The sequence below is a fragment of the Synechococcus sp. CC9616 genome, from assembly GCF_000515235.1.
Classification (GTDB): domain Bacteria; phylum Cyanobacteriota; class Cyanobacteriia; order PCC-6307; family Cyanobiaceae; genus Parasynechococcus.
Genome location: NZ_KI911558.1, coordinates 522,567 through 546,327 on the forward strand (window position 1 = coordinate 522,567; position 23,761 = coordinate 546,327).

Consider the following 23,761-nt stretch of genomic DNA (forward strand, 5'->3'; position numbering starts at 1 on the left):
CCATCTAGGAGGAACAGGGTGATCGGCGACTGAGTCGGCGTCGCCAGTGGAGATGAAATCGGGCCTGATGTCGACAATCAGGCCCAGAGCTCAGTAGGGGAGCAGAACCAGAAATCAGAAGAATCCCGATTTGGAGATCGGTGTTCCCACCAGCTCCTTTAAGGCTGATGCGGTGTAGTCGTCGAATTCCTCCTGGGCTTCCTCCCAGCTGCTGAGCACGCCGATGTCGGCCAGCGGCTCTGTGATCGAATCGAAGCGCTTCTCACTACTCTTCAGTCCCTGGCCGAAGGACCCGAGCAGATTGGCAGCCGTGCCCCATTGGGCCTGATTCCATTGGTTCGTTGCAGACATCAATGCGGTTCGATAGATGTCGTCCCCATCTGTGTCGAGCAGAATCTGAGCTGGGAGAAGGGTCTGATCGAGGCCGCCGCTGACGGCGTCCTTCCATTCATTGATCTCGCTCTTGCTGGGGTCACGGCCGTAGAGATTGTTGAAGGCTCCAGTGACGATGTCCTTCACCGAGAGCTCATCCAATGAACCCCCGTAGCTGTCGATGATGGGCTCGGCATGAGCACCCTGGAGGTCGTAGGCCAGTTCTTCGATGTCAACGCCCTCGCCGAGCGCATAACCAGCTGCTGTTGCCGAATGGGCTGCATCTGCCGTGGTGTTGGCATAGGCCTGATACAGCAACGTCACCGTGTTTGCCCTCGCCGTGACCTGCTTGCCCTTGAAGGTGGTGTCCAGACTTTCGCCGAGAACACCTTTGTTCTTTTGCTTGGTCACGCTGTTGATCTTGTGCAGGTTGAACGTGAGCTCCTGGGAGGTGTTGAAGACGTTGTTGCTGCTTGAAGTATTGCCGTAGGAGTAATCCCCCTGGGTGGCCCCCTGAGAGATCACCAGATGTTTGTCGACAAGCATCGCCCCATTGCCGAAGACGCCGGCAATGGTGGGCGTTGGAGCTTTGCCATTTTCCTTGCTGTAGTGCTGCTTATCGGAAATCGACAGAGGCATCGAGTTATTGCGCAGGTTGACGACACTGTCGTCGTACTCGGTGACCACCGTGGCTCCATGACCGGCATGGGAGCTGTCGCTGTCTTCATCGCTACTCGGCTCTGAAGTGGCAATGAAATGGCCGGCCTGCAGCTGGGTGGTAAAGACGTGCTTGCGCTTGTCACCTGTTGACTTCGTCGTGATCAGCAGATCTTCAAGGGCGCTCTGGGCGTAACTGCTGAATCCTGCTGTCAGCACGATCTCGGATAGATCGTTCAGTGACGAATCGAGGATCAATGCGTCAGCCAGAACATTCTCATCAGGGAAATATCCGCCTTCGAAGCTGCCGGTCTGATGCTGCAGCGACATGGCTGCACCATCAAGGACGAGGACGCGAATGCCTCCCTCAATGGCATAGCTGATCGCTACGTCCTGGAAGTTGTCCAGGTTCATGTCGGCCATGGCAACGCTCACCTGGTCGTCCTGAAGGTTGTCGACTGGGTGACCGTGAACACCGTCGCCATGCGCCATGACGTCGATGTCCTTGAACGGTCGGAAGCTGTATTCCTCCGTCCAGGTGCTGCTGTCGTCTGATCCGCTCCAGGCATTGATCGTCAGTTTCTTGAGATTCACGTCCGAAGAGCTGGCGCCCTCGAATCCAGCGGTCACCAGATCGCGACTGCCATCGCCATCGAAGTCCTCTGCAAAGGCATAAGGCGCAAGAATGGAGTCGTAGGGAGTGAGACTGCTCAGCAGCTCTGTTGTGTTGGCAAGCAATGCAGCGCCGTCATACAGCTCCACCTGGCCGGACGTCTCGGTAGCGGCGGACGGCTTACTCAGCACGATGTCCTGGGTGAAGTCATTGGTGATGTCTCCAGCCACCATCCGTGTCACCGGCGCACCGTCGTTTTCAGGGGTGAGGCTGTAGGTGCTGAAGTCCTGAGCGAGTCGCAGGGTGATGGTGCCGTCTTGGGTGAGGTAGTTGTCCCGCTCCGCCGGGGCAAGCCAGCTGGAATCGGTGTTTTCCACCACCGTGATCACCTGCATCATTCCCGCGTCTTCATGGGGAAGGATGTGGCAGTGGTAGACGTACGTCCCGAGGTAATCCTGGAACAGCATCCGTACGGTCTGATCGTTGGCGCCGTGCGTGTTGAGATCGCCGACCGTGTCGGGATCCATCGCTTCCTTGATCGTGTGCAGGCTGCCTTGATATGGCTCCAACTCGATCACCTTCGAGGCGTCGGTGTCGTAGTATTTGTATCCCGAAGAATTGAGCATCGTTACATCTTCGAGACTTCGCTTGTTCAACAGCTCGGTATCACTGTTTTTAACTTGATAGTCGTTGATGTGAATGTGGAAAGGATGGCCGATATATTTATTTGATGTTCCAAATGCGACGCTCCAGTTTCGGTTAACCCACTCCTCCATTGTTCCCAATTGAGCAATCGTCAGATTGCCGTTGGGGAAGACGTGATCGTTGATCAGGAATGGTTTTTCATAGCCAAAGTAACGTTCGCCATCTTCTGTGAAGACAGTCGTGGCTTCATAACGCTCGTAGGGGTCGTCCGCGTTTTCTGCGTTGTATTCACCAACAAGCTGCTGCGTGGGAATATCCCATTCATCCTCAGGACCAACCAGTGCTTCCTTTGAATAGTTGAATCGTCTGTGACGAAGTGGTTTCCATTTATATTCGCCCTTCTTTTTCTGAAATAGATTGACACTTGGCACCTGGCCGTCTTCGTAATCCTCCGGCTTGGTGCTCGGCTTGATCTTCTGAATCTGAATACCTGCGTTGGCCTCTTCGATCTGTTTGTCAAGTTTCTTCTGGCTGGGCAGAGCCGTTCCGTTTTTAACCTTGAATGTGGCCATCGGGCCAGCACTTTGCCCACCAGTGGCACCCAAACCGTTATCAACGGTCTCGCTGGTGAGTTCGGGGTAACCACCCATGTTGTCGGTGATTCCTATATTTCCATCTGAATTGGTAAAGAAATACTTTGTGGCCACCTCTGTTGTTCCTTCCGGCAGATAAACCATCAGGTCCATCCGCTTTCCGGGTGACATCGTCACCACATTTTCATGGGTTTCGTATAGTGTCTCGTAGCAAGGATCGGGTGCACCTTCAATATTGCAAGTGACACCATCTTCTTCTGTCGGGACAGACGAATTCAGTGCGCCGATTGCCTGCCTGATTTGCGGATATTGGTGTCCATCTTCTCCATAAGCGTAGATCGGAAGTGTGGTTTTGTTGCCGTCATCATCGGTATGAATCAGGGTGACGTTGTAAAAAGCCTGTTGCGTCTGATTGTTCAGGGTGAGTGATTGCCAGCCACCTTCCTTGACTTCGGCTTCGGGTTGAAATTCTCCATTCACGGTCACCATCGTCATGCTGTTGCCGAGGAACGGGCCGCCATAGCCATCGAATCCCGCCAGCAATAGATCGCCGGTCTCGCTGTTGACCCCGAGGTCCATGGTCTTCAGCAACGCCAGATTTCTGGGGACGTCCTTGAAGGCAGGGATGTTGCTCAGCGGATCCCCGATCTGCATGAAACCAGTCAGGCCTCCATACACCTGCTGATTTACCGAAGGGTGGTAGTGGGGGTGATACCAGTACGACCCTTGTCCGTGATCAGCCGGCAGATCGATGATCGTGGTCCAGTCCTGGCCTGTGGTGAAGCGCGAGACGACGTTGTCGCCGAATCCGCTTGGATTCGTGTGGGAGCCGTGCAGGTGGAAATTGGTTGATGTAGTGCCTCCGAGTCCGTCGCTGGCTGTATTTCCTGGAGTGCTGTTCTGGACGAGTGTCGCCTTATCTGTCTGTTCGTCATCCAGGTCCGCGATCCGGATGTCGTTGCTGAAGTTCAGGCGAACCTGATCGCCCGGTTCAACCATCAGCACCGGTCCTGGATAACTCGGTCCCTCTCCCTTGACGCCGTAGGTGTAGAGAAGTGATGGGTACCAAAGATTAGGATTTTCCTCTCCGTTGACGTTCTGAAGCAGCGCATCAGCATCAAAGTCTGAGTTGATGACATTGGCATTTGGTGCCTCAGGGTTATATTTTGCCCAGACAGATTCAGGATCATAGTTCGAAAGGATATTGATCGCCGTCAACAGATCGTCGTCTGTGCTGGCGCCGTCAGTATTCCAATAGTCGTCGTTTGTGGCGTAATTCTTGAATCCAGGGCCTCCGTAACCCAGCATCTTCAGCGATTTCATCGTCTGATTTCGCTGATTGCTCGTCCACTTCGTATTGGCGCGAGACACCACACCTCCGAAGATCGAGCTGATGTCGATGTAGGGGTCGATGCCGTAGGAGCTGGTGTCACCACCACCTCCGCCGCCACCACCACCACCACCACCGCCGGAACCGCGAACGCGTCCACCGCCTCCACCGGGCGCCACATTGCCCACGGTTTCTTCCGTGTCGGGCCCGCTGGTTGCATAGTCAGCCTCTACACCGATCTCTTCGAGAGCGGCATCATCTTCTTCGACTTCGGAATCAGGATCATCGGTATAAACCGATGTGATTTGTGGGATGAACCATTTACTGAGGAAGTTGTTGACTCCTGGAATCAGAACCGGATCGGTGGTGATCTCCAGATCTGTTTCCAGGAGGTTTTTTTGATTTTTCTCAGACTTGTTTTTTGATTTAACGGTGATATTGCTGCCTGATCCTTTGATCTTCAGGTCAGACGAATAAACAACATTGGGGCTTCCATCAGGCTTGCGGGGGAAAAGGCTGCCCACCACATAATTCGTTGCCATGAAGCGTCCTTATTCACAAGATCCCAGAAAGCTAGCCATAGCATCTAGAGAGTCTTGATGCTTTCTTTTTTGTTCCAGGTTGTCTGATGTGCTAGCCCTGAAACCACTGAAAGCATCCTTGTTGCCTTCTCAGTTCAACCCATCGTTGAGCCCGCGGATCACGCCATCGTTGATCAAAGTGCTGATCAACTCCCGGGTTTGCTGATGGCTGCGGCCGAAGTACTCCGCTTCGTGGCAAAGGGACGCAATTGTGTGGGTCCCATCGCAGTGATTGATCAGGCGGGCTTCATCGCCATTCAGCAAGCGCACTTTGGGTTTGTGGTCCTGATCGGCATAGATCAGAAACGTGGCTGGGCCATTCGCGGTGTACGGCACCTCTTTGGGGTCAACGTTCTGCTCAACCCACTCGTTCAGGCTGACGAGATCCACACCACTGACGCATTGCTTTGAGGTTGGATTGAGTGTTGGTCGCTGCCAGATCGATGAACGCTGATGCAGCTTCTTCTGGAGAAGCTCTGTGGATTCGTAGGAGCGGTGTGCGATCAGGGAGACCCAGTGGCATCGCCAATCAAGCAATGCTGCTGCAACCAGCGCCATCGACGCCGTGAAGCCGCACGCACTGTTCAGGCTCACGCGATCCGCCATGCGAACCCAGTCTTCTTCTTCCAGAGATCCCAGATAACTGACAAATTCCGTCGATAACGCCTCCGCGTTGAGAGGTTCGCCGAGTGAATCGGCGTAGAAGCGCTCAAGCAGTTCTTCAAAGTGTTCAGCTCCCATCATCCAGCGAACTGAATGGAACACCTGGTTAAGCGGATCCACCGTGCGTGCCATGGCGCGATGCAGATAGATCTTCAAGACCTCCTGGCTGTCCCTGAAGGCCGGAGCGGGAATGATCTGATCCAGAAGCCACGACCTTGGCTCGCTGTGGAGGCTCGCCAGGAACTGCTGCTGCAACCGCACGATTTGTGGTGATCTCATTGCGCTTTCTCGAACGTGTATGGACGCAGGAATTTGTTGACGAGCTGAACCTGATCCATCGCCCGCTCGAGCGATGGTGCATCGTTGTCCCATTCAACGATGGTGGGCCAGGCGCCGAAATGGGTGAGCGATTGTTGGTAGAGGTCCCAGACCTCTTGATGGATCGCCTCTTTGCGGTAGTCGATCTGAATCAGTCCGTTCCCCATCGCTTCCGTAGCGCAACCCTCCAAGTGGAAACCCCGCACGCTGTCTCCCCTGAGCTGTGAAAGCTCTTTCCATGGATCCTCATGGAAGTTTTTCGAATTGATCCAGAAGTTGTTGACGTTCAGACGCACATAGCAGCCACAACGCTCCGTGATGGCATTAATGAATTCGATCTCCGACATGTCGGAATCCCTGAAGCGCATGTAGCTGCTGATGTTCTCCAAGAGGATTGGAGAGCCGATCACGTCCTGTGCCTCTTCGATTCTTTCCGCCAGGTATTCAACGGTTTCCCCGTTCTGAATCAGGGGGAGCAGAACGTGGAAATGATGTTGGGAGAGGGAACTCCAAGAGAGGTAATCGGAGAAGACAGCCTCGGGATGCTCCCTGAGCAGCTGACGCACAAGGAGCAGATACTGCTTGTCGAGTGGTCCGGATGACCCCAGCGACAGTCCGTAGCCATGAAGCACCACGCTGTATTCCCGGCGCAGCTCATCCAGCTGCTCCCGGTAGGTGCCACCCGCTTCCTGAATCAGGTGTTCCGGATGGATCTGCAGGCAGTCCAGCTCAGGGCGTTGCTTGAACAACGTCGAGGCATTGTCGTGGCAGAGGTTCAATCCGGCTGAGGCGCGATTCAGCCTCGTCGACAGAGGTTTGAGTCCTGCCGTCGCGCTCATGGCATCACATCTGGATCACTGTTGTCAACGTAGTGACATCACATCGATTTGAAGAGGTGATTTAAAGCCTTTCTTTGATGCATTTCGCCCTGCCGGCATCGATCATTCGATGACTTCCAGGCGCACTGGAACCTCGCCTGCCTGCATCATCCGCAGTTCGCTGGCGGCTCCATGGGCGAGATCGATAACGCGGTGACGACGATGGGGCCCGCGATCGTTGATTCGAACAACAACGGAACGGCCGTTGCTCAGATTCGTCACTCTCACGAGTGTCCCGAAGGGCAGGGTTCGGTGGGCTGCGGTGAATGTGCCTCGCCGCAATGTCTCACCACTGGCAGTGCGACGCCCATAAAAGCCAGGGCCATACCAGCTGGCTTGGCCATTCACCACCTGGATCAATCTGGACTGAGCAGCCAGTGGTGCCGTGCTCAGCAACATCAAAAGCAAAAGACGGATCAGCACTGCAGTGACGGATCTGGCTGCATTGAAGCGATCCGAACCGGATCGCGCTCCCCATTCACCAGTCGCACTGTCTGGGGGATTTGATCCCCCCATAGCCCCTGTTGCTCAAGCAGCCAGCGCCAGCGTGGACCATCCAGCTGTTCCCCCGGAACCAGCAAGGGAATCCCTGGTGGGTACGGGCAGATCGGTTCTGCGGCGATGCCTCCTTCCGCGTCGCTCAACGGCACACAGTGCGCAGGAGCCCGCCAGGCCTGTCCCAGGGGCATTGAGAGTGTGGCCACCAACGGCAGCGGTGGGCGACTGAAGGCTGTTTGCGCCTGACGATCGGGGTGAGCCTTGAGCAGTTGTTTCCAACGGCGGGTGAGCAGGGACGCCAGACCCCTGCGCTTCGCCAGGCCCAGGCAGAAGGTGAGTGTGGCCGGTTCCGGGAGCTCCGCCACCAGCCCACGCGATAGCAGCCAGGCATCAGCCTCGGGTCCGCTGATTCCTGCTGCACCTGTATGCAAGACCAGCCTCAGTGGGTCCTGGTTGGCCAGCAACGGCACCCCCTTACCGCTGAGACAGTCACGCAGTCGTCGTGCCTCCTGTAGACGTCGCATCAGTCGTTGCCGTCCTGCCCGATTGCTCCAGGCCATGACCGCCGATTCACAGGAGGCCAGCAGCAGGGCACTTGGACTGGTGGTTTGTAGCCAGCCGAGACTGCGTTCGACAGCGTCCGGGTCGACGCGTTGTCCCTGCAACCAAAGCACGGCCGTCTGAGCCAGCCCCGAGGACGATTTCTGTAGGGAATGCACTACCAGATCGGCTCCCCCGTGAAGCGCGGATGGCGGAAGTTCGGTCTCGCCGGCCAGCGCGAGATGACTGCCGTGGGCTTCATCCACCAACACAGGCCAACCTTGCTTCTGCAGCAGTTGGATGACAGCGGTTGGATTGTTCGCATAGCCCTGATATGTGGGATGTACCAGAACAGCGGCGGCAATCGGCGGGGCATTGCGTGGAAGTTCGGCCAGAACGCGCTGCATCCAGGCCTGATCGGCAGGAGCCGGTTGTCCGCGATCGCTCTGGAACGGCAGATCGAACAGCAGGGGCACGAGATCGCCCAGCAGGCAGGCCTGCAGAACACTGCGATGGCTGTTTCGGGGAATCAGCACGGCCTGGCCAGGTGCAGCAACGGCCAGCAGAGCGGCCTGGAGCATTCCGGTAGCGCCGTTGACGCCATACCAGGCCCGATCAACTCCCATGGCTGCGGCGACATGTCGCTGGCTGTCGGCGACGGCTCCATCACTGATCAGTGGTCCGCCGATGCTGGGAAGTTCCGGCAGATCCCACCGGCCAGGACGCTGGCGCAAGAGACGCTTGAACGAAGCCGGCAGAGCTAAGCCACGACAGTGCGCCGGCAAACAAAGGGCTGTCCCTACATTCCGCTGCAACAGGGACAGCAGCGTCATCACTTCAAGTGGATCTTGAACAACGCTAAAGGACAGTCGTCAGCGAATTTTGTCCGAGTTTTTACAGGCATCTATTGCTGCAATGGTGAAGGGATCTGGGCTGTTTAAAGTTGTTGCTTTGTCGAATTCATGCCATTCATTGACCATGTAAGAACTCGATTGATGCGATAACCATCACTGGCTGGTTTTCCAGGATTCAAGTGCTTGCCGACATTTGGTAATTCGCTGCTTTGCTCAATTGTTTGGTAAACAGCGCTTTTGGAGATGTCTCTTAAATCTTTGTCTTGTCCAATTCTTGTGAATGTTGACGTAACCGTGGATTTGGCAATTTTTCCTTGTTCGTAGAGGTTGCATTCTGCAGCTGCCCAGCCAAGATGAAGTCCGAACATGTAAATCTGTTCTTCGCTGGCGCTCATGTCAGCCGCAGAGGACGGCGGAATTTGCATCCAAAGGCCAATGGCGACAAAGATTGCAATTTCATGCTTTATACAGGACATAAACAAGAGCATTTAATTATAGTTTACTTTGTCCTCATCTGTGTCTGTCCTCATCAAAAGTATTCTCGGCATCGCTTTTGTGGCTTGAATGTTAAGCCAAAGGAATCCCAGCAAAGCCCACAAGCCAAACCTAACCAAATGCATCATGTGCAGAGTGTGGTTTGAACCCTCGACGACAGGGCAATTCTTTGGAATAATCAGATGCAAATGGATTGAATAAGTCATGGGTATGACGTCAATCGCTCTGCGGTCGTTGCCAATTTTTATGCTTGCGTTGTCACCCCCTGTTCTGGTAAAGCCCATTGAGCTCAAATGCGTTCTTAATCCAGACCAATTTGATACGGATTTACCATTGTCGGTGCATCGCTTCACTCTCGATCGTGATGAGTCAAGTGTGACCCTTCGCATCAAATCCATAGAGAGTTCTGAGACATTCACTTCCTTTTATGAAACGAAGCCTTCTTCAAGCGCCATCACCTTGGTGAGTTGGCTTGCGATGCCGGGTGAAGTCATCAACCTGTTTAGGCTTGTGAACCTCGGCGACCAAACCTGGTCGTACGAATTGGGTTTTCCTGGTGATTTGGGCGAACTGATCCAGATGGCTCGTTGGGGTACTTGCACTGAGCAGTTGCCCTAATGATCCCTTGATGGAGGCTGGCGCATGGACCGATTTAGGCCCCCCATCTCGCCCTGCGTCTTGTCTGACTTTTGTGGATGTCGAAAAAAGCTGGCTTTTATTCGACAATCAAAGTTTTTTCGTACCATCATCAGTGCGTCAGGCAGCTAGTTGGGCCTGGAAGCCGGGTAGAGCGATGCCCGACGGGTGAAGACCTGACCGCACCCGCTGGGTGCGGTCAGGTCCGTTCCTCTTAAGAAAATAGGTGGTGTATCGCTAATCAATGATTAGCCCGTCAACCTAAGTAAGTGGTCGAATCGCTCCGGTGGTGCACCTCCGTCGACCACACAACAATTTTGTTAGCAAATATTAGGGAAATGAAAATATTTCTGTATTTGTACTTCTAGTTTTAACAGCGATCATCTTCAGAGATGTTTGAAACTCAATGGTATTACTCTGGATATCATCTATCTAATATTCTGAATCTTTGTTCAGATTGGTTATAAATAGTATTGCGAGTGCTGATAAATTCTCGTTGTAGAGAGTTCGTGAGTATCCCGAACAATTCAATTTTGTTCCTCGAGAAACGGCATGGTTTTGGGCGGCACGGAGTGACTTTCGGCTTTGAGCTCTCAAGGTAGTTCAAGTTTTGGGGACAACCGGTTTTTAATCAAGGCGGCACCAAGGTCTGATCTTTTGGGCGAGAGCGCCGGCATTGGTTCCGCGAAGTTTGCCTCGACTTTGTCCTTCAATGCAGCCGAATTGGTATTGGTTCACGGTTGTGATGTAGTTTTCGGTGCATCAATCAAGGCCAATTTTCCTTTTGCATACGGCTGTGAGCGACTCTTGAGGCATTTGCTCTGCTCTGATGTTCAGATTTTTTATTTGCGCAGCGCCTGGGATTTCGCTAATAATACGCCTGTACTATCAGTTTTGGTATGGCAGAGGGCTGGCTTACGGACTGCGAAAGTTATTGGGTTGCTCGGTTTCACAAGGACGAAAGGTCCTGGCAGCGTGATCCAAGGGTTTTCGTGGACTACGGCAGGGAGATGCCGGCTGGAGAGCCTGCTCTGCTCAAGAGCAGGCGTTATCTGAGGCAGTCGGATGCGATCGCGCTTTGGAAGGCGTTGCGATCCAGCGGTTGGGTGCAGACAGCCCCTGCCTGGGGTGATGACGCCGTGGCATAGGGAGCAAGGGTGGACCATCTCCCTCAAAGTCCACCCACGCCCGGCGCTGCAGGCATCCGCTTTTACCTGCTCATTCAGTGTGTCCTTCGCTGATGCAGGCGGCATCCGTTGATTTGCTCAGTTCAGAATCGATCCTCCGCACAGAACTAATTGGTTTGTCGTCTGCTTCTATTGATGTTTCGTGAAGCTGTGAACGTCGCTCTGTCGGTGCCTTCAAACAAATATGTGAGGCTTACTGGCTGCGAATACGTCAAGTTGTTATCTGTTTGCAATGCCTCGATCAGCTCCATCGAGAGGTTGATCAGGCCTCGGCTGACGCTTGATCGTGAATCTTGCTCATCGTGGAGGACAGCTGGGCCACATCCTCAAGCCCTTCAACGCTGAACCATGGCGCGTTCTCCCAGCTGAAGCCTTCTCCAAACGTGTTGTCCGGTGCCACCACATACCAATGGCAATCAACGTCGGGGGTGTCGACTGAGCACTGAGACCAATCGGGTTGCCATTGAGGCACCTGCACCCACATCACGGCTGCAAGCACCAGTGAAACAATCGCTTGCAACATGAGTTACATGAGACAGGGGTGAGACCCTAGTTGGTTTTCCCTTGTCTTGCGAGCTGATTGATCCAAGCGTTCCACCGTTCCTGATTTCAGTGGCTCCAGTTGGCTACTGGCCTGATCAGCACCTGGGGTGCGTGTTTTTCTCTTTAAAGTAGTGATTTGTACCGTCTTCGCTTGATGGCTTACAACCCCAGACGGGATCTGGTGTGGTTGATGTTGCGGCCCTGGGTGGCTGTGCCGCGACTGATCCAGGTGCTGTGGTCGCTCAGCGGTTTAATTCTCGTACTGCTTGTGCGAGGAGGCAGCGCAGACGCCAAGGTTCAGCAAGGGGTTGCACGCAGCATCCTCAACACCCTCACCGGCCTGGGTCCCTGTTTCATCAAAGTTGGCCAGGCCTTGTCGACACGCCCCGATCTGGTGCGGCGCGATTGGCTGGAGGAGCTCACACGACTGCAGGATGACCTGCCGGCTTTTTCCCATGCCATCGCTTTAAAGCGGATTGAGACGGAGCTCGGAGCTCCCGCTGACGAGTTGTTCGAGGAATTTCCGGATCATCCCGTCGCTGCCGCGAGCCTCGGCCAGGTTTACAAGGCTCGCCTCCAGGGCGATGCCTGGGTTGCTGTGAAAGTTCAAAGGCCGAACTTGCAGTTCATCCTGCGCCGTGATCTTGTCTTGATTCGTCTGCTGGGCGTGATGACGGCACCGTTGTTGCCGCTCAACCTCGGTTTTGGCCTCGGCGACATCATCGATGAATTCGGCCGCAGCTTGTTCGAAGAAATCGATTACGAACAGGAGGCTGCCAATGCTGAGCGCTTCGCGGCAATGTTCGCCAACAACTCAGCCGTTTATGTGCCACGGGTTGAGCGCATGCTCAGTTCCCGTCGTGTGTTGACCACGGTCTGGGTGGATGGCGCCAAGATGCGCGACAGCAAGGAGCTGTTGGATCTCCATTTGGATCCCACCGCCTTGATCCGTACCGGGGTGATCAGCGGCCTGCAGCAGTTGCTGGAGTTCGGCTATTTCCACGCTGATCCTCACCCCGGAAATCTGTTTGCCCGTCAGGGCCGCAGCGGTGATATGGGCCATATCGGTTACGTCGATTTCGGGATGATGGACTCGATCAGTGATAGCGACCGCCTCACCCTCACTGGCGCGGTTGTTCATCTGATCAACAAGGATTTCGAGGCTCTTGCCAAGGACTTCCAGACCCTCGGTTTCCTAAGCCCTACAGCTGACCTGCGTCCGATCATTCCGGCATTGGAGGAAGTGCTTGGCGGCAGTCTTGGTGATTCGGTCGGTTCCTTCAACTTCAAGGCGATCACGGATCGCTTTTCGGAGCTGATGTTTGATTACCCCTTCCGCGTGCCGGCCCGCTTTGCCCTGATCATCCGGGCCGTGGTGAGCCAGGAGGGCCTGGCCCTGCGCCTCGATCCTCAGTTCCGGATCATCGCGGTGGCGTATCCCTATGTCGCCCGTCGCCTTCTGGCCGGCGACACCAGTGAGATGCGGGACAAGCTCATGGAGGTGATCTTCGACACGGAAGGCCGCCTTCGCATCGATCGTCTCGAAAGCCTGCTGGCTGTGGTGGGACAGGATGCCCCAGCACCCGGAAAGGAGTTGATTCCAGTGGCTGGAGCCGGTCTGCGCCTGTTATTCAGTCGTGATGGTGCTGATCTGCGGAAGCGATTGCTGCTCAACCTGATTCGTGACGATCGAATTCACACCGATGACGTCCGAGCCCTGGCTGGACTGATCGGCCGCACCTTCGGCCCCGGTCGCATCGCAGGGGGGCTGTTGCAACAGCTCAACCCCCTGGCGGCAGCGTGAGCCAGCAGAGCACAATGCTGATCGAACTGAAGATCACCACCGTCAGCGGCCAGATTTCATCGAGTCGGTGCAGGCGCTGCTCGATCTGTTCCCGTTTCGCTCCCTCCGGCATCAGTTCCATCTCTCCGTAGCGTCGACCGATGTAGATCACCAGCACGAAGGCCAGCAAGGTCACCACATAGGCGACGACGTACACCTGATCGAGAAAGGTGAGAAAAGGCAGATCGGGGAGTTCATCCCGGTAGGTCTGCTGCAGAAAGACAAGGGTGAGCAGCACCGTGACGGGGATCCCGGCACGGGCATCCTGTTCATCCGCCCGCACCTTGAATACCAGCAGCACCATCGCCATCACCACCAGCAGCGGCAGCATCAACCGCCAGAAGGCAGACCAGGCAGAGGTCCCGAAGGAGATGTCATAGACGATTAAGCTGTAATCGTCGGCGCTGCCACCCAGCCCGAAGTTGGTGGCGTAATTGTGGCGATATTCGGCGATCGACCAGCCACGGTTGAGCCAGCCGATGATGCCGGCGAACAGTCCCATGCCACTGTTCTGAACATCCGCTTCAAAGCGCAGATTGGTGTAGTCGAAGCTCCCCTCGATGTCCTCCATTTCCAGGACCAGGGGCAGGCTCACCGTCACGAAGGGGAAGTGACGGAAACTCGCCTTGTCGATGTAAAAGCGCCCCAGGTATGTGAACAACTGGTAGTAACTGCCATCAGCCTGCTGCACCGGCTTTGGGACCAGTGGTGTCAACACAGGATCTGCATCCGAAAGCAGGGCATTCACCAACGTGATTCGTTCGTCGATCGACTGGTCCTGGTCTTTGAGGTACTGCTGCATGGCTTCGTCCCAGCGCAGCCAGACGTATCCGTTGGAGGAATAGCTCGGGATACTCAGATCAAGGTCGTAGGTGCTGGTGGCATAGACGCCCGCCTGGATGTGGAACTTGGCGTCCTCCAGGGCCTGTTGGTCCGTCGTGGTTTCGCGGTCTGAGAGCAGCTGCCCACGCAGCGAGGTCCAGCCATCCGACGGCAGGCGGCGGGAATCGGTCGTCAGGGCCCTGGATGATGAGGCCAGCCTCAGCGCATCGCGACTCGGCACGCGACTGACATCGAGCTCGCTGATTCCAGACACCGCCAGGACGGCAGCAAGCAGAATTGAGATCGCAGCGAGGATGTTCCAGTGCTTCTGTTTCCTCGGGGCCATCAGCGGCTCGCCTCTCTTCGCACTCTGGCCTGTGGACTGCTGCTCGGTGGTCTGGCACTGGTCCCTTTTCAGCGTTTGATCGCGGACTCCCGCAAGCCGATAGCCGATCTCGGCGCCGGAAGTGATGCGCTGGTTCTGGGCCAGTCCTTGCCCCTAACTGGACCATCGGCCCAGCTCGGCCTTGAGTATCAACGCGGAGCCCTGGCCTGGTTTGAGGAGGTGAATCGACGTGGCGGCATCCATGGACGTCCGATTCGCCTGGTCAGCCTGGATGACCAGTACGAACCCAGCAAAACACTTGAGAACACCCGGCAACTCTTGCAGCGTCAGGATCTGCTGGCGTTGTTCGGCTACGTCGGAACGCCCACCACGAAGGTTGCCTTGCCCTTGATTGAGCAGGCCTCGGTACCCCTGGTCGCGCCGATGACCGGGGCCAGTCTGCTGAGACGCCCTGATCTGGAGATGGTGTTCAATCTGCGAGCGAGTTATCGCCTCGAGATCGAGGCGATGGTGGAGGAGCTGGTGCGGGATGCCAATCACCGCATCGCCGTGGTGTATCAGGACGACGCCTTCGGGCAGGACGGCCTCACGGCTGCGACAGAGGCTCTTGCTCGCCACGATCTGAAACCCGTTGCCACAGCCACAGTGCAGCGCAATTCGGCTCAGGTTGGTCAGGCTGTTCGTGAGCTGCTGTCGGTGAACCCCAATGGGGTCATCGTGGTGTCCGCCTACGTGAGCTCTGCTGCCCTGGCCACCCAGCTGAGGGACGAGGGCAGTCGTGCCCAGATCATGAACGTGTCTTTTGTTGGCACCAAGGCGCTGCAACAGGCCATGCCGGTGGGTGAAGCGAACGGAATCGGTGTCGCCCAGGTGGTTCCCTTCCCTTGGAACCGCTGGATTCCCGTCGTGGCCCAGTACCAGAAGTTGATGCGCTCCAGCAGCGACGATCCCGATTTCGGTTTCACGAGCCTCGAGGGCTTTCTGGCAGCTCGTCTGGTCACCACGGCTCTGGACCGTGCCGGCAAGGATCCTTCCCGCCCGGATCTCGTTGCGGCGCTTGAGTCGATCAATGATTTAGATCTTGGTGGTTTCCGTCTGGATATGGATCGGGAGGATCACCAGGCCAGCGATTTCGTTGAACTGACCTTTCTGGGTTCCCAGAACTGGGAACCCTGAGCCGAGATCGCTAAGGTCGCGGCTCCAATGCTGAGGTCGTGATGATCGACGAGTTGACCGACGAACAGCTCGAGCAGCTGCTCCAGATGGTGATGCTGCCCGAGCCGCCTTACCTGATGGCTGGCGTCGGTCTGCTGATGGGCGTGCTCTGCGGCCTCACCTTCGGCCGTCAGGTGCAAAACAAGCTGGATGGCTGGAAAGAGGATCGTCTTCCCCTTCTGCCTCTTGGTACCACTGAGATCACCATCAGTTTTGCCGGCACCCTGATCGGCATCACCCTGTTCATCGGTTGCTGTCTGCAGATCTTCGGGTTTTCCGCCGGGGTTGCCTTGCTCGTGGCCTTCGTGCTGTCGCTGCTGACGGGAGGAGCCTTGTTCGCTCAGCTTGAACGCCTGATGCAGCAAGTGGAAAGCGGCAATTTCAAGGCCGTTGATTTCGATAATTTCGACGAATTCTTCTGATCAATTGGTGCGGCTTTGATGCTTGTTGAGCCTTCTCGTCTCAAACTGGTGATGTCGGTCTGAGATTCGATGGTGACAACCTTGCCCGCTGGAGCCGTCGCCACAGGACGTCTCCTGGTTGTTGAAGATGACGACAGCATTCGAGAAACCGTTGGAGAAGCCCTCAAAGCTGAGGGCTATGAGGTGATGACCTCCTCAAACGGCAAGGAGGCACTCTCCCTTCTGACCGATGAGTCGCGTCAACCCGTGGACCTGCTGGTTCTGGATCTGATGCTGCCAGGCCTCGGTGGTCTCGATCTCTGCCGCGAACTGCGTCGCGTCAGCAACAACACGCCGATCCTGGTGATCAGCGCTCGTGACGGTGAGACCGATCGGGTCCTGGGTTTGGAGGTGGGGGCTGACGACTACCTGGTGAAACCCTTTGGATTGCGGGAGCTGGTGGCTCGCTGCCGCGCTCTGCTCAGACGCGCACGCCAGCTGCCCAACACACCCGCGGAGATTCAGCAGCACCGCAATCTCTGCCTGTACATGAGTGAGTGCAGGGTGACCCGTGATGGAGAGGATCTGAACCTATCGCCGAAGGAATACAAGATTCTCGAGTTGTTCATCCAGCATCCCAAGCGGGTCTGGAGCCGTGATCGGTTGCTGGAGAAGATCTGGGGACTGGACTTCGTTGGCGACACCAAAACCGTGGACGTCCATATCCGTTGGTTGCGGGAGAAGATCGAGAAGAATCCATCCGCACCGGAACTGATCCGTACCGTGCGCGGTTTCGGTTACCGCTTCGGCTGATCGTTCCGTGTTGCTGTCTGCCATCTGCGGCCTGCTGATCGGTGTGATGGTCACCCTGGCTGTTCAACGTCGTCGTTATCGCCGTCGCGATCCGGTTGCAAATGACGGTTGCCCCGGATTTCCACCCGGAACGATCAACACGCCCCAGTTGTTGGCCTGGATCGATGCCGCCACTCAGGGTTGGGTCATCCTGGCGCCCGATCTCACGATCGCCTACATCAACGCCCGCGCCGAGCGGTTTCTCCACATCACACGCAATCTGCTGGTCCGCGGACGGCCGCTCAATGAGGTTCTCTCGATCCCTCAGCTTGAGGAGGCGATCATCAGCACACGCCATCAGCAGCGGCCGCAACGCAGCGAATGGGAACAACTGGGGGAGCCCTTAGAAGCCCTTGTGCTGCCGGGCTCCGAAGAATGGCTGCTGGTTCTGATCCAGAGTCGACAGTCCCTGGAAGCACAGCAGCAGCAACAGGAACGCTGGGTGAGCGATGTGGCCCATGAGCTCAAAACCCCACTGACAGCTCTGATGCTGGTGAGCGATCGTCTTGAGATGGCGGTTCACGGTGAAGACACCGTGCTGGTTCAACGCCTCCAGCGGGAGTTGCAGCGTTTGCAGTTGATGGTGGAGGACCTGCTGGAGCTCTCCCGGCTGGAGAACTGCCTGCTCCAGGACAATGACGGCTATATCCCCATCACGCTTGAAAATCTGGTCGACAACGCCTGGAGCAGCGTCAGACCTTTGGCTGAGCAACGTCAGGTGCAACTGGTGCTGGATCGTTCCCAACCAGGCCCACTGATGGGCGATCAGCGGCGGCTGCATCGTGCGGTGCTCAATCTTCTCGACAACGCCTTGCGCTTCTCCCCAGACGGTTCCAGCGTTGAGGTGGAGGTGGTCTCGAGTGGCGGCTGGTGGATGCTGATGATCCGGGATCACGGTCCCGGCCTGAGTGAATCAGACCTGGGCAGCATGTTTCAGCGCTTCTACCGGGGAGATCCGTCCAGGGCCCGTTCTGCCCGAAGCGGCAGCGGCAGCGGTTTAGGCCTGGCCATCGTTCAACAGATCGCCGTGAATCATGGCGGGCGCGTTGATGCGCGCAACCATCCTGCTGGCGGCACCTGCATGGAATTGCTGCTGCCCAAAAGCCTGCCGGTTTCGTGACTCGGCAGCGCTTGCAGAAACTGATTGCAGCGGCCGGTCTCTGCTCACGGCGGAAGGCGGAGCTGTGGCTGCAGCAGGGGCGTGTCAGCGTCGATCAGCAACAGGCTGGCCTGGGCGACCAGGCTGATCCGGAGCATCAGCTCATTTGCGTGGATGGCCGTCCTCTGCCGACCCGTCAGCGGCGGCGGGTGTTGTTAGTCAACAAACCCATCGGAGTGATCAGCAGCTGCGTGGATCCGCAGGGCCGTCCCACCGTTCTGGACCTGGTTCCATCTGATCAGCGCGGGGGGCTGCATCCCGTTGGACGCCTCGATGCCGACAGTCGTGGGGCTTTGCTGCTCTCTGATGTTGGAGAACTCACGCTTCGGTTGACCCATCCCCGCTACGACCACCGCAAGACGTATCGGGTTTGGGTCGAGGGACAGCCCAGTGAGCGGACGCTGCAGCGTTGGTGCCGTGGGGTGCCCCTCGATGGACGTTCAACCCGCTCTGCTCAGGTCCGACTGTTGTGTCGCGAACGGCAGCAAACCCTTCTTGAGGTGATTCTTCAGGAGGGCCGCAACCGCCAGATCAGGCGCGTGGCTGATGGTTTGGGCCACCCGGTTCTTGATTTGCAACGCACGGCGATCGCCCACGTGCAGCTCGGGGATCTCCCGGAGGGCTGCTGGCGTGAACTCTGCGAGGGAGAATGGCGTGACCTGCTGGAAGGTGAAGCGCTGCGGCCAGGCTCATGCGACTGAAGCTCCCCCGTCCCTCCTGGTGGAGGAAGGTCACTGACGAGAACGGTGCGCAAACCGCTCCAGTGGATGGCCTCCAGGCACAGGCCGATATCGGATCGATGCTGCGGCAACGACGGGAGGAGCTGGGCCTCAGCCTGCGGGATCTGGCGAATGAAACCCGGATCACCACGCCGGTGATTGAAGCGCTCGAACGTGGTTGGAACGATCGTCTGCCGGAGCGGGCCTATCTGGCGTCGATGCTTCCACAACTGGAGCGTCGTCTGGATCTGCCTGCGGGTTGCCTCGAGCCGGTGCTGCCTCCCCGTGCCGCTGTGCGCCAGATGCGTTCCGGTGGCCTCAGGCGCTTCACGCCGGGAAGCATCGATGTGTTCACAACCTGGCAAGGCAGCGTCGTTTACACCATCGTCATCGCCTTGAGCCTGCTGGCCCTCAACCGTCAACAGCAGGATCTCGCGCAGCGCAACAGCCCGTCGTTCGAACCGGTCAGGGCGGATCTGCGGGACCTTGCCCAGGGCGGCGGCCCCAACCGTGATGACTCTGATGTGGCCTCGCTGCGTCCACTCGAGCGAGCGCAACGCCGCGAGCTTCTGGACTGGCTCGATTCCGATAAAGGTGCTGCCAACCGCTCCAGCGGCGTCCTCGAGGTGATTCTCACAACACCTCGACAGCTGCAGATCTCCAGTGGTGGTGGTGACCGTCTCAAGCTCAAGGCTGGTTCCGGGGCGCTGACGCTGCAGTTGCTACCGCCCGTGGAGCTGCTGATCGAGCCGCCTGCTTCCCAGGAGGACAAGGTGCTCTGGAACGGCACGCCGCAACAGCCGGATGGCAAACAGAAGGGGCTCTACCGGGTGGAGGTTCCCGTGAGCAAAGCTGATGCACCGGCCAGTGAGCGTCCCCAGACGGCACCGCGCTCTCCGTAACCCTTGAGGGCGCCGTCCAGGGCATGATCAAACCGTGGCAGTCGCCAGTTCCAGTTGCCTTGACTGGTTCCTGGGGTGTTGAAGCGGGCCTGATCGTCGAGATGCATCAGATCCTGAAGAGGGGCCACCACGAGCCGCGCCGTCGTGGCGAAGGCCATGTCGAACAGCGCCCATGCCGGGGCTTCAACGGCCCCTGGTGCTCGTCTGCTGATCCGATGGCGGCCTCCGTCGTCCAGTTGCTGCCACCACCCCAGGGTGGTGGCGTTGTCGTGGGTGCCTGTGTAAACCACCCAGCGTTCTCCGCTGATGTTTTCCGGTAGGTAGGGGTTGTTGACCTCACCATCGAAGGCGAACTGCAGCACCTTCATTCCCGGTAGCTCGAAATCATCCCGGAGCGATTCCACATCCGGTGTGATCACCCCAAGGTCTTCGGCAATCAGAGGCAACACGCCGCCGCAGTCTTGCTGCAACTTGGAGAGCAGCGATCGACCGGGGGAGCTTTCCCAGCGCCCGTTTTCGGCAGTGCTGTCCGCACCGGGAACGGCCCAGAATCCCGCCAGTGCACGGAAGTGATCAAGGCGCAACAGATCCACCAGCTGCAGCTGCCGGCCAATGCGCAATCGCCACCAGCGGAAGCGACTGAGGCGATGGCGGGCCCAGCGGTACACCGGTGAACCCCAGAGCTGTCCGGTTTCAGAAAAATAGTCGGGCGGAACGCCGCTCTGGGTGGTGAGGCGTCCATCGGCCTCGATCGTGAACAGATGGCGATGACTCCACACATCGGCGCTGTCGGAGCTCACGTAGAAGGGCACATCTCCGAACAGCTGGATGCCCAGCTCCTTGGCCAGGTCATGAATGGCCTGCCACTGGCGATCCAGGTGCCATTGCAGCAACTTCTCACGCAGCAGTGCATCCCCCTGCTCTGCCGCCCAGTCCTGCAATGCCTTGGACTGGTGGCTTGCCAGTGCTGCCGGCCAGGTCCACCAGGGGCCGTGATGCTGGTGATGCAAGACCATGAAGTGAACGTGATCCGCCAGCCATGCCTGATTAGCGCACCAGTGGTTGAAGGCGTCTTTCCGGCTGTTGTCTTGCTGCGGCCAGTGTGCAACCAGGGCATCCGCCAAGGCGTCGCTGCGTTGCGTCGCCAAGTCGAAATCCAGCGGACCGACGCCATCGACCGGTGCATCGGCTCCCGGCAGGGCCGCCATCGCTTCCGCACTGATGTAACCCTCGCTGCTCAGATCAGCAGCATCAAGAAACCAGGGATTGATCGCGAAGCAGGAGGGTGAGCTGTAAGGCGAGCCTGTGGGATCCGGTGGTGCCAGGGGTAAGAGCTGCCAGACGCCGATTCCGCTGGACGCCAGTTGATGCAACCAGCGGCGACTGGGCTCCCCGAAACTTCCGCAAACCTGGCTGCCGGGTAGGGCGGTGGGGTGCAGGAGAACCCCGGTTGTTCGTGCCCGTGGCGGCGTCTGCTGATCCATCGGGCACTCCGTTTCAATCTCAGGATGGCTTTTTTTTCAGAACAAGGCCGCATCGCCCAGTTCCTGTCCCGCCAGTCCATCCCGAACCACCCGCTCAAAGAACTGTTCGAGAGTGTCGTTGCCTGTGGAGGGGGTGGCCTCGGCGTCGTAGCACCCCTGCTCTGAATCCCACACCAGCATTGATTCGCTGGCGTAGTAACGGCCGATCTTGCCAAATTCCGCTGTGTCCTGAAGTCCTGGAAACAACTGTGAAAGCCCCTCAAGCAATGCAATCGGGCCATCCATCAAGGCAATCGGCACCGACAGCATGCGCGGCTTGCGGTTGAGGGCTCGGAACAGCAGCTCGCCCTGCTCACGAGCGCTCATGGCCGGTCCTGGACCGCCAATCGGCAAGACCCGATTGATCTTGTCCTCATCCCTGAGGCAATCCGCCATGAAGCTGGCGAGGTCGGCCTCGCTGATCGGTTTGCAGCTTGCAAGCCTGCCGCCCCCGAACATCACATAGGGACCGCCTTTTCGACAGCTCTCCACCTGCCCGGCCAGGCTTTTGAAGAACGCGGTGGGCCGCACGATCGAGTGGGTCATCTCGCTGTCCTGCTGCAACACCGATTCAAAGGCGAGCTTGGCTTTCTGGAACTCCAGCAGTGGTTTCTGGACGCAGATGGCCGAGAGCAGCACGAAATGAGCGGCTCCGGCCCGGCGCCCTTCCCGATAGGTGTTGAGGGTCGCGTCATGGTCGATGGCCCAGGAATCCTTGCGGCCGCCGCTGCGTGAGGCCAGGCAGGAAACAACCACATCGGCGGGTTGATCAAAGGCGTTCTCAGCAATGGATGCGGCATCGGTGACGTCTCCGAAGCGGACGTCGGCACCAGCGAAATCCGCAACAACCTGCTTGCGGCGGTTGCGACCGCCGATTCCGCTGCGATCGCGGCTGAAGGCCACCACCTGATAGCCCCGCTGGATCAGCTCCCGGGTCACGAAGCGGCCGATGTATCCCGTCGCTCCGAAGACCACCACCCGCACCTGCTCCGGCGGTCGGCTGCGGAAGTCATGTCGCAGGGGCATTGCGGCGGTGAATCGATGTCACCAAAACTACGGACCTGGGACTTGGGCGAAACTGATCAGCGCCTGCATTCGGGAGTGATGGCAGCATCTGATCAACAGCGGCTGAAGCGGTGGTTCGGTCGTCACCCGCTGAGGACCATGCTGCGCATCGCTGCAACCCTTGTTGGGGTTGGTGTTTCCGGTTGGCTGATTTCGATTGTGTGGCCGGAGCCGGATCGGGTTGCCAGGGGGGGGCCTCCGAGTGTTTCCGATCCCACGAGCCTGGCCAAGTTTCCGGCGATGCCGATCACGCTGCTGGTGATTGGTGTCGACACCGACAACCTCAGCGATCCCACCAACCAGGCCGCACCCAAGGGTCCGGCCAATGCCGATGCCCTGCTCCTGGTGCGCATCGATGCCAAGCAACCTTTAAGGGTGTTGCAGGTCCCAACGGAGCTGGCGGTGCAGCTTCCAGGCAGCGATCAGCCCATGGCCCTGGGCGGACTCTGGCGCTCCGGCGGGGTCTCACTGATGGCTGATGCGATACGGGAAATCGTCGGCATTGCCGACACGGATCTGCAGCGTTACGTCGTCGTTCCCCGTCAAACCCTGCGCACCCTGGTGGATGGTCTGGGCGAAGTGGATGTGATCCTCAGCCAGTCGTATAAGCGAACGGACAAAAGTCTTGGCTACGGCGTTGATCTTCAGGCCGGTCGGCAGAGTCTCAACGGAGCTCAGGCTGAACAGTTAGCGCGCTTGCTTCAGAACGGTCGCGATTACGAGAACAGGCGTCTCAGGCAGCAGATGCTGATGCGATCGGTGGTGGATCAGCTGCAGGCTCCCAGCGGAATCGTCGGCATCCGCGTGCTTCTGGATGAGGTCAATGGTCAGCTGGAAACCAATCTCAGCTACAGCGAAATGCTGAGCCTGGCGGCTGCGTTGATCGCCAGCCCGGCGCCGGTGCAGTTCAGCCAGCTCCCGCTGGCCCCTGCAGTGGGTGAACAGACCCTGCGGCAGCTCAAACCTGGGCTGCCGCTGCCGCTCTGGCCGACGCCGTGAACTGAGGGTTGAGGATCCTGCTGCCCAGCGCGGTGACACCGTCCTGATGCTGGGGGTGCTGGGCATCCGGTAACCAGCCGCACCAGGGAAGTCCATCACGACGTCTCGCCTGGGTTTGCCAGGCTCCCCGCAGTTGCGTGATGCCGATCAGGGGGACCCCGAGCTGATGGCAGAGGGCCACCCAGGCGGCCGCAGCTCCCGGCACCCCTCCATCGGATTCACCGGGTGTGAGCAACAACACCGGAAGACGCCAGTCCGCCAGGGCGGAGAGCCAGCTGCCTCCAGACGGATGCAGGCGCCCGGCATCGCCATTGAGTCTCAGAAGGCAAGTTGAGTCCGCACAGCTGCTCAGGACAGCATTCGGGGATTCACCGATGCCGTGGCTGATCAGCGGACGCCCCGTTTCCTGGGAGAGCGCCATGGCGGCCTGATGCATGAGCAGGGCTGGCAAAGGGCCGGTGCCCACCAAAGCCAGACAACCTGTGGTCATGAATCGCCATTACAGCACTACC

General features: G+C 57.9%; 21 protein-coding genes. 10 read left to right on the forward strand and 11 right to left on the reverse strand.

The annotated features are described in order from the left end of the window. Window positions 1–114: 114 nt before the first annotated feature. From SYN9616_RS15075 to SYN9616_RS0103205, 6 genes are all read right to left on the reverse strand, one after another. Entirely contained in the window at window positions 115–4,752 is a 4,638-nt protein-coding gene (locus tag SYN9616_RS15075; protein WP_051410926.1) for a multicopper oxidase family protein, read from the reverse strand. A gap of 129 nt (window positions 4,753–4,881) precedes the next feature. Beyond that, a complete protein-coding gene (locus tag SYN9616_RS0103185) occupies window positions 4,882–5,733 on the reverse strand; it encodes a DNA-binding domain-containing protein (RefSeq protein WP_028951832.1) in 852 nt (283 codons plus the stop codon). Beyond that, entirely contained in the window at window positions 5,730–6,611 is an 882-nt protein-coding gene (locus SYN9616_RS0103190; protein ID WP_028951833.1) for a DUF692 domain-containing protein, read from the reverse strand. The genes SYN9616_RS0103185 and SYN9616_RS0103190 overlap by 4 nt, the downstream gene beginning before the upstream one ends. 102 nt (window positions 6,612–6,713) lie before the next feature. Further along, a complete protein-coding gene (locus SYN9616_RS0103195; protein ID WP_051410927.1) occupies window positions 6,714–7,166 on the reverse strand; it encodes a septal ring lytic transglycosylase RlpA family protein in 453 nt (150 codons plus the stop codon). Then, complete coding sequence (locus SYN9616_RS15080) at window positions 7,067–8,521, reverse strand: lysine decarboxylase (protein ID WP_084218290.1); 1,455 nt, start codon at window positions 8,519–8,521, stop codon at window positions 7,067–7,069. Before SYN9616_RS15080 ends, SYN9616_RS0103195 begins: the two co-directional genes overlap by 100 nt. Before the next feature lie 104 nt (window positions 8,522–8,625). Continuing rightward, the gene (locus SYN9616_RS0103205) at window positions 8,626–8,937 is read right to left on the reverse strand and encodes a hypothetical protein (protein WP_156918646.1); all 312 of its coding nucleotides are present in this window, start codon (window positions 8,935–8,937) and stop codon (window positions 8,626–8,628) included. A gap of 310 nt (window positions 8,938–9,247) precedes the next feature. Here SYN9616_RS0103205 and SYN9616_RS0103215 point away from each other — a divergent pair, with 310 nt between their 5' ends. Both SYN9616_RS0103215 and SYN9616_RS0103220 read left to right on the forward strand, forming a co-directional pair. Next, window positions 9,248–9,655: a hypothetical protein gene (locus SYN9616_RS0103215; RefSeq protein ID WP_232199966.1), complete on the forward strand. Its 408-nt coding sequence runs from the start codon at window positions 9,248–9,250 to the stop codon at window positions 9,653–9,655. A 917-nt stretch (window positions 9,656–10,572) separates the two neighbouring features. Beyond that, window positions 10,573–10,821, forward strand: coding sequence for a DUF1651 domain-containing protein (locus SYN9616_RS0103220; protein WP_028951838.1), 249 nt, complete (start codon window positions 10,573–10,575; stop codon window positions 10,819–10,821). Window positions 10,822–11,122: 301 nt separating this feature from the next. On the opposite strand, the gene SYN9616_RS0103225 is transcribed toward SYN9616_RS0103220, so the two are convergent. After that, window positions 11,123–11,383 carry a hypothetical protein gene (locus tag SYN9616_RS0103225; protein WP_028951839.1) on the reverse strand — a complete coding sequence of 87 codons (261 nt, stop codon included), beginning with the start codon at window positions 11,381–11,383 and terminating at the stop codon, window positions 11,123–11,125. A 174-nt stretch (window positions 11,384–11,557) separates the two neighbouring features. Here SYN9616_RS0103225 and SYN9616_RS0103230 point away from each other — a divergent pair, with 174 nt between their 5' ends. Then, the gene (locus SYN9616_RS0103230; RefSeq protein ID WP_028951840.1) at window positions 11,558–13,207 is read left to right on the forward strand and encodes an AarF/ABC1/UbiB kinase family protein; all 1,650 of its coding nucleotides are present in this window, start codon (window positions 11,558–11,560) and stop codon (window positions 13,205–13,207) included. Here SYN9616_RS0103230 and SYN9616_RS0103235 read toward each other — a convergent pair. Continuing rightward, window positions 13,185–14,414, reverse strand: a complete 1,230-nt coding sequence (locus SYN9616_RS0103235; protein WP_028951841.1) for a hypothetical protein — start codon at window positions 14,412–14,414, stop codon at window positions 13,185–13,187. The two genes, SYN9616_RS0103230 and SYN9616_RS0103235, sit on opposite strands and share 23 nt — an antisense overlap. Between SYN9616_RS0103235 and SYN9616_RS0103245 the strand changes: the two genes are divergently transcribed. The 6 genes from SYN9616_RS0103245 (at window position 14,391) to SYN9616_RS15090 (ending at window position 19,662) form a co-directional block, all read left to right on the forward strand. Beyond that, window positions 14,391–15,590, forward strand: coding sequence for an ABC transporter substrate-binding protein (locus tag SYN9616_RS0103245; RefSeq protein WP_028951842.1), 1,200 nt, complete (start codon window positions 14,391–14,393; stop codon window positions 15,588–15,590). The genes SYN9616_RS0103235 and SYN9616_RS0103245 overlap by 24 nt on opposite strands. Before the next feature lie 41 nt (window positions 15,591–15,631). Beyond that, complete coding sequence (locus tag SYN9616_RS0103250; RefSeq protein WP_028951843.1) at window positions 15,632–16,051, forward strand: hypothetical protein; 420 nt, start codon at window positions 15,632–15,634, stop codon at window positions 16,049–16,051. Window positions 16,052–16,120: 69 nt separating this feature from the next. Beyond that, window positions 16,121–16,843 carry a response regulator transcription factor gene (locus SYN9616_RS0103255; RefSeq protein WP_037990628.1) on the forward strand — a complete coding sequence of 241 codons (723 nt, stop codon included), beginning with the start codon at window positions 16,121–16,123 and terminating at the stop codon, window positions 16,841–16,843. Between the two features lie 7 nt (window positions 16,844–16,850). Beyond that, complete coding sequence (locus SYN9616_RS0103260) at window positions 16,851–18,002, forward strand: cell wall metabolism sensor histidine kinase WalK (RefSeq protein WP_028951845.1); 1,152 nt, start codon at window positions 16,851–16,853, stop codon at window positions 18,000–18,002. Further along, window positions 17,999–18,742: a pseudouridine synthase gene (locus SYN9616_RS15085; protein WP_037990630.1), complete on the forward strand. Its 744-nt coding sequence runs from the start codon at window positions 17,999–18,001 to the stop codon at window positions 18,740–18,742. The genes SYN9616_RS0103260 and SYN9616_RS15085 overlap by 4 nt, the downstream gene beginning before the upstream one ends. After that, complete coding sequence (locus SYN9616_RS15090) at window positions 18,733–19,662, forward strand: RodZ family helix-turn-helix domain-containing protein (RefSeq protein ID WP_037990631.1); 930 nt, start codon at window positions 18,733–18,735, stop codon at window positions 19,660–19,662. Before SYN9616_RS15085 ends, SYN9616_RS15090 begins: the two co-directional genes overlap by 10 nt. Here the strand turns inward: SYN9616_RS15090 and malQ are convergent. Continuing rightward, entirely contained in the window at window positions 19,584–21,146 is a 1,563-nt protein-coding gene (malQ, locus tag SYN9616_RS0103275) for a 4-alpha-glucanotransferase (protein ID WP_028951846.1), read from the reverse strand. The two genes, SYN9616_RS15090 and malQ, sit on opposite strands and share 79 nt — an antisense overlap. Window positions 21,147–21,182: 36 nt before the next feature. Then, complete coding sequence (locus SYN9616_RS0103280) at window positions 21,183–22,211, reverse strand: NAD(P)-dependent oxidoreductase (protein WP_028951847.1); 1,029 nt, start codon at window positions 22,209–22,211, stop codon at window positions 21,183–21,185. 78 nt (window positions 22,212–22,289) lie between these two features. Between SYN9616_RS0103280 and SYN9616_RS0103285 the strand changes: the two genes are divergently transcribed. Next, window positions 22,290–23,249: an LCP family protein gene (locus SYN9616_RS0103285; protein ID WP_028951848.1), complete on the forward strand. Its 960-nt coding sequence runs from the start codon at window positions 22,290–22,292 to the stop codon at window positions 23,247–23,249. Here the strand turns inward: SYN9616_RS0103285 and SYN9616_RS0103290 are convergent. Beyond that, window positions 23,209–23,739, reverse strand: a complete 531-nt coding sequence (locus tag SYN9616_RS0103290) for a hypothetical protein (protein ID WP_028951849.1) — start codon at window positions 23,737–23,739, stop codon at window positions 23,209–23,211. The genes SYN9616_RS0103285 and SYN9616_RS0103290 overlap by 41 nt on opposite strands. Between the last annotated feature and the right edge of the window lie 22 nt (window positions 23,740–23,761).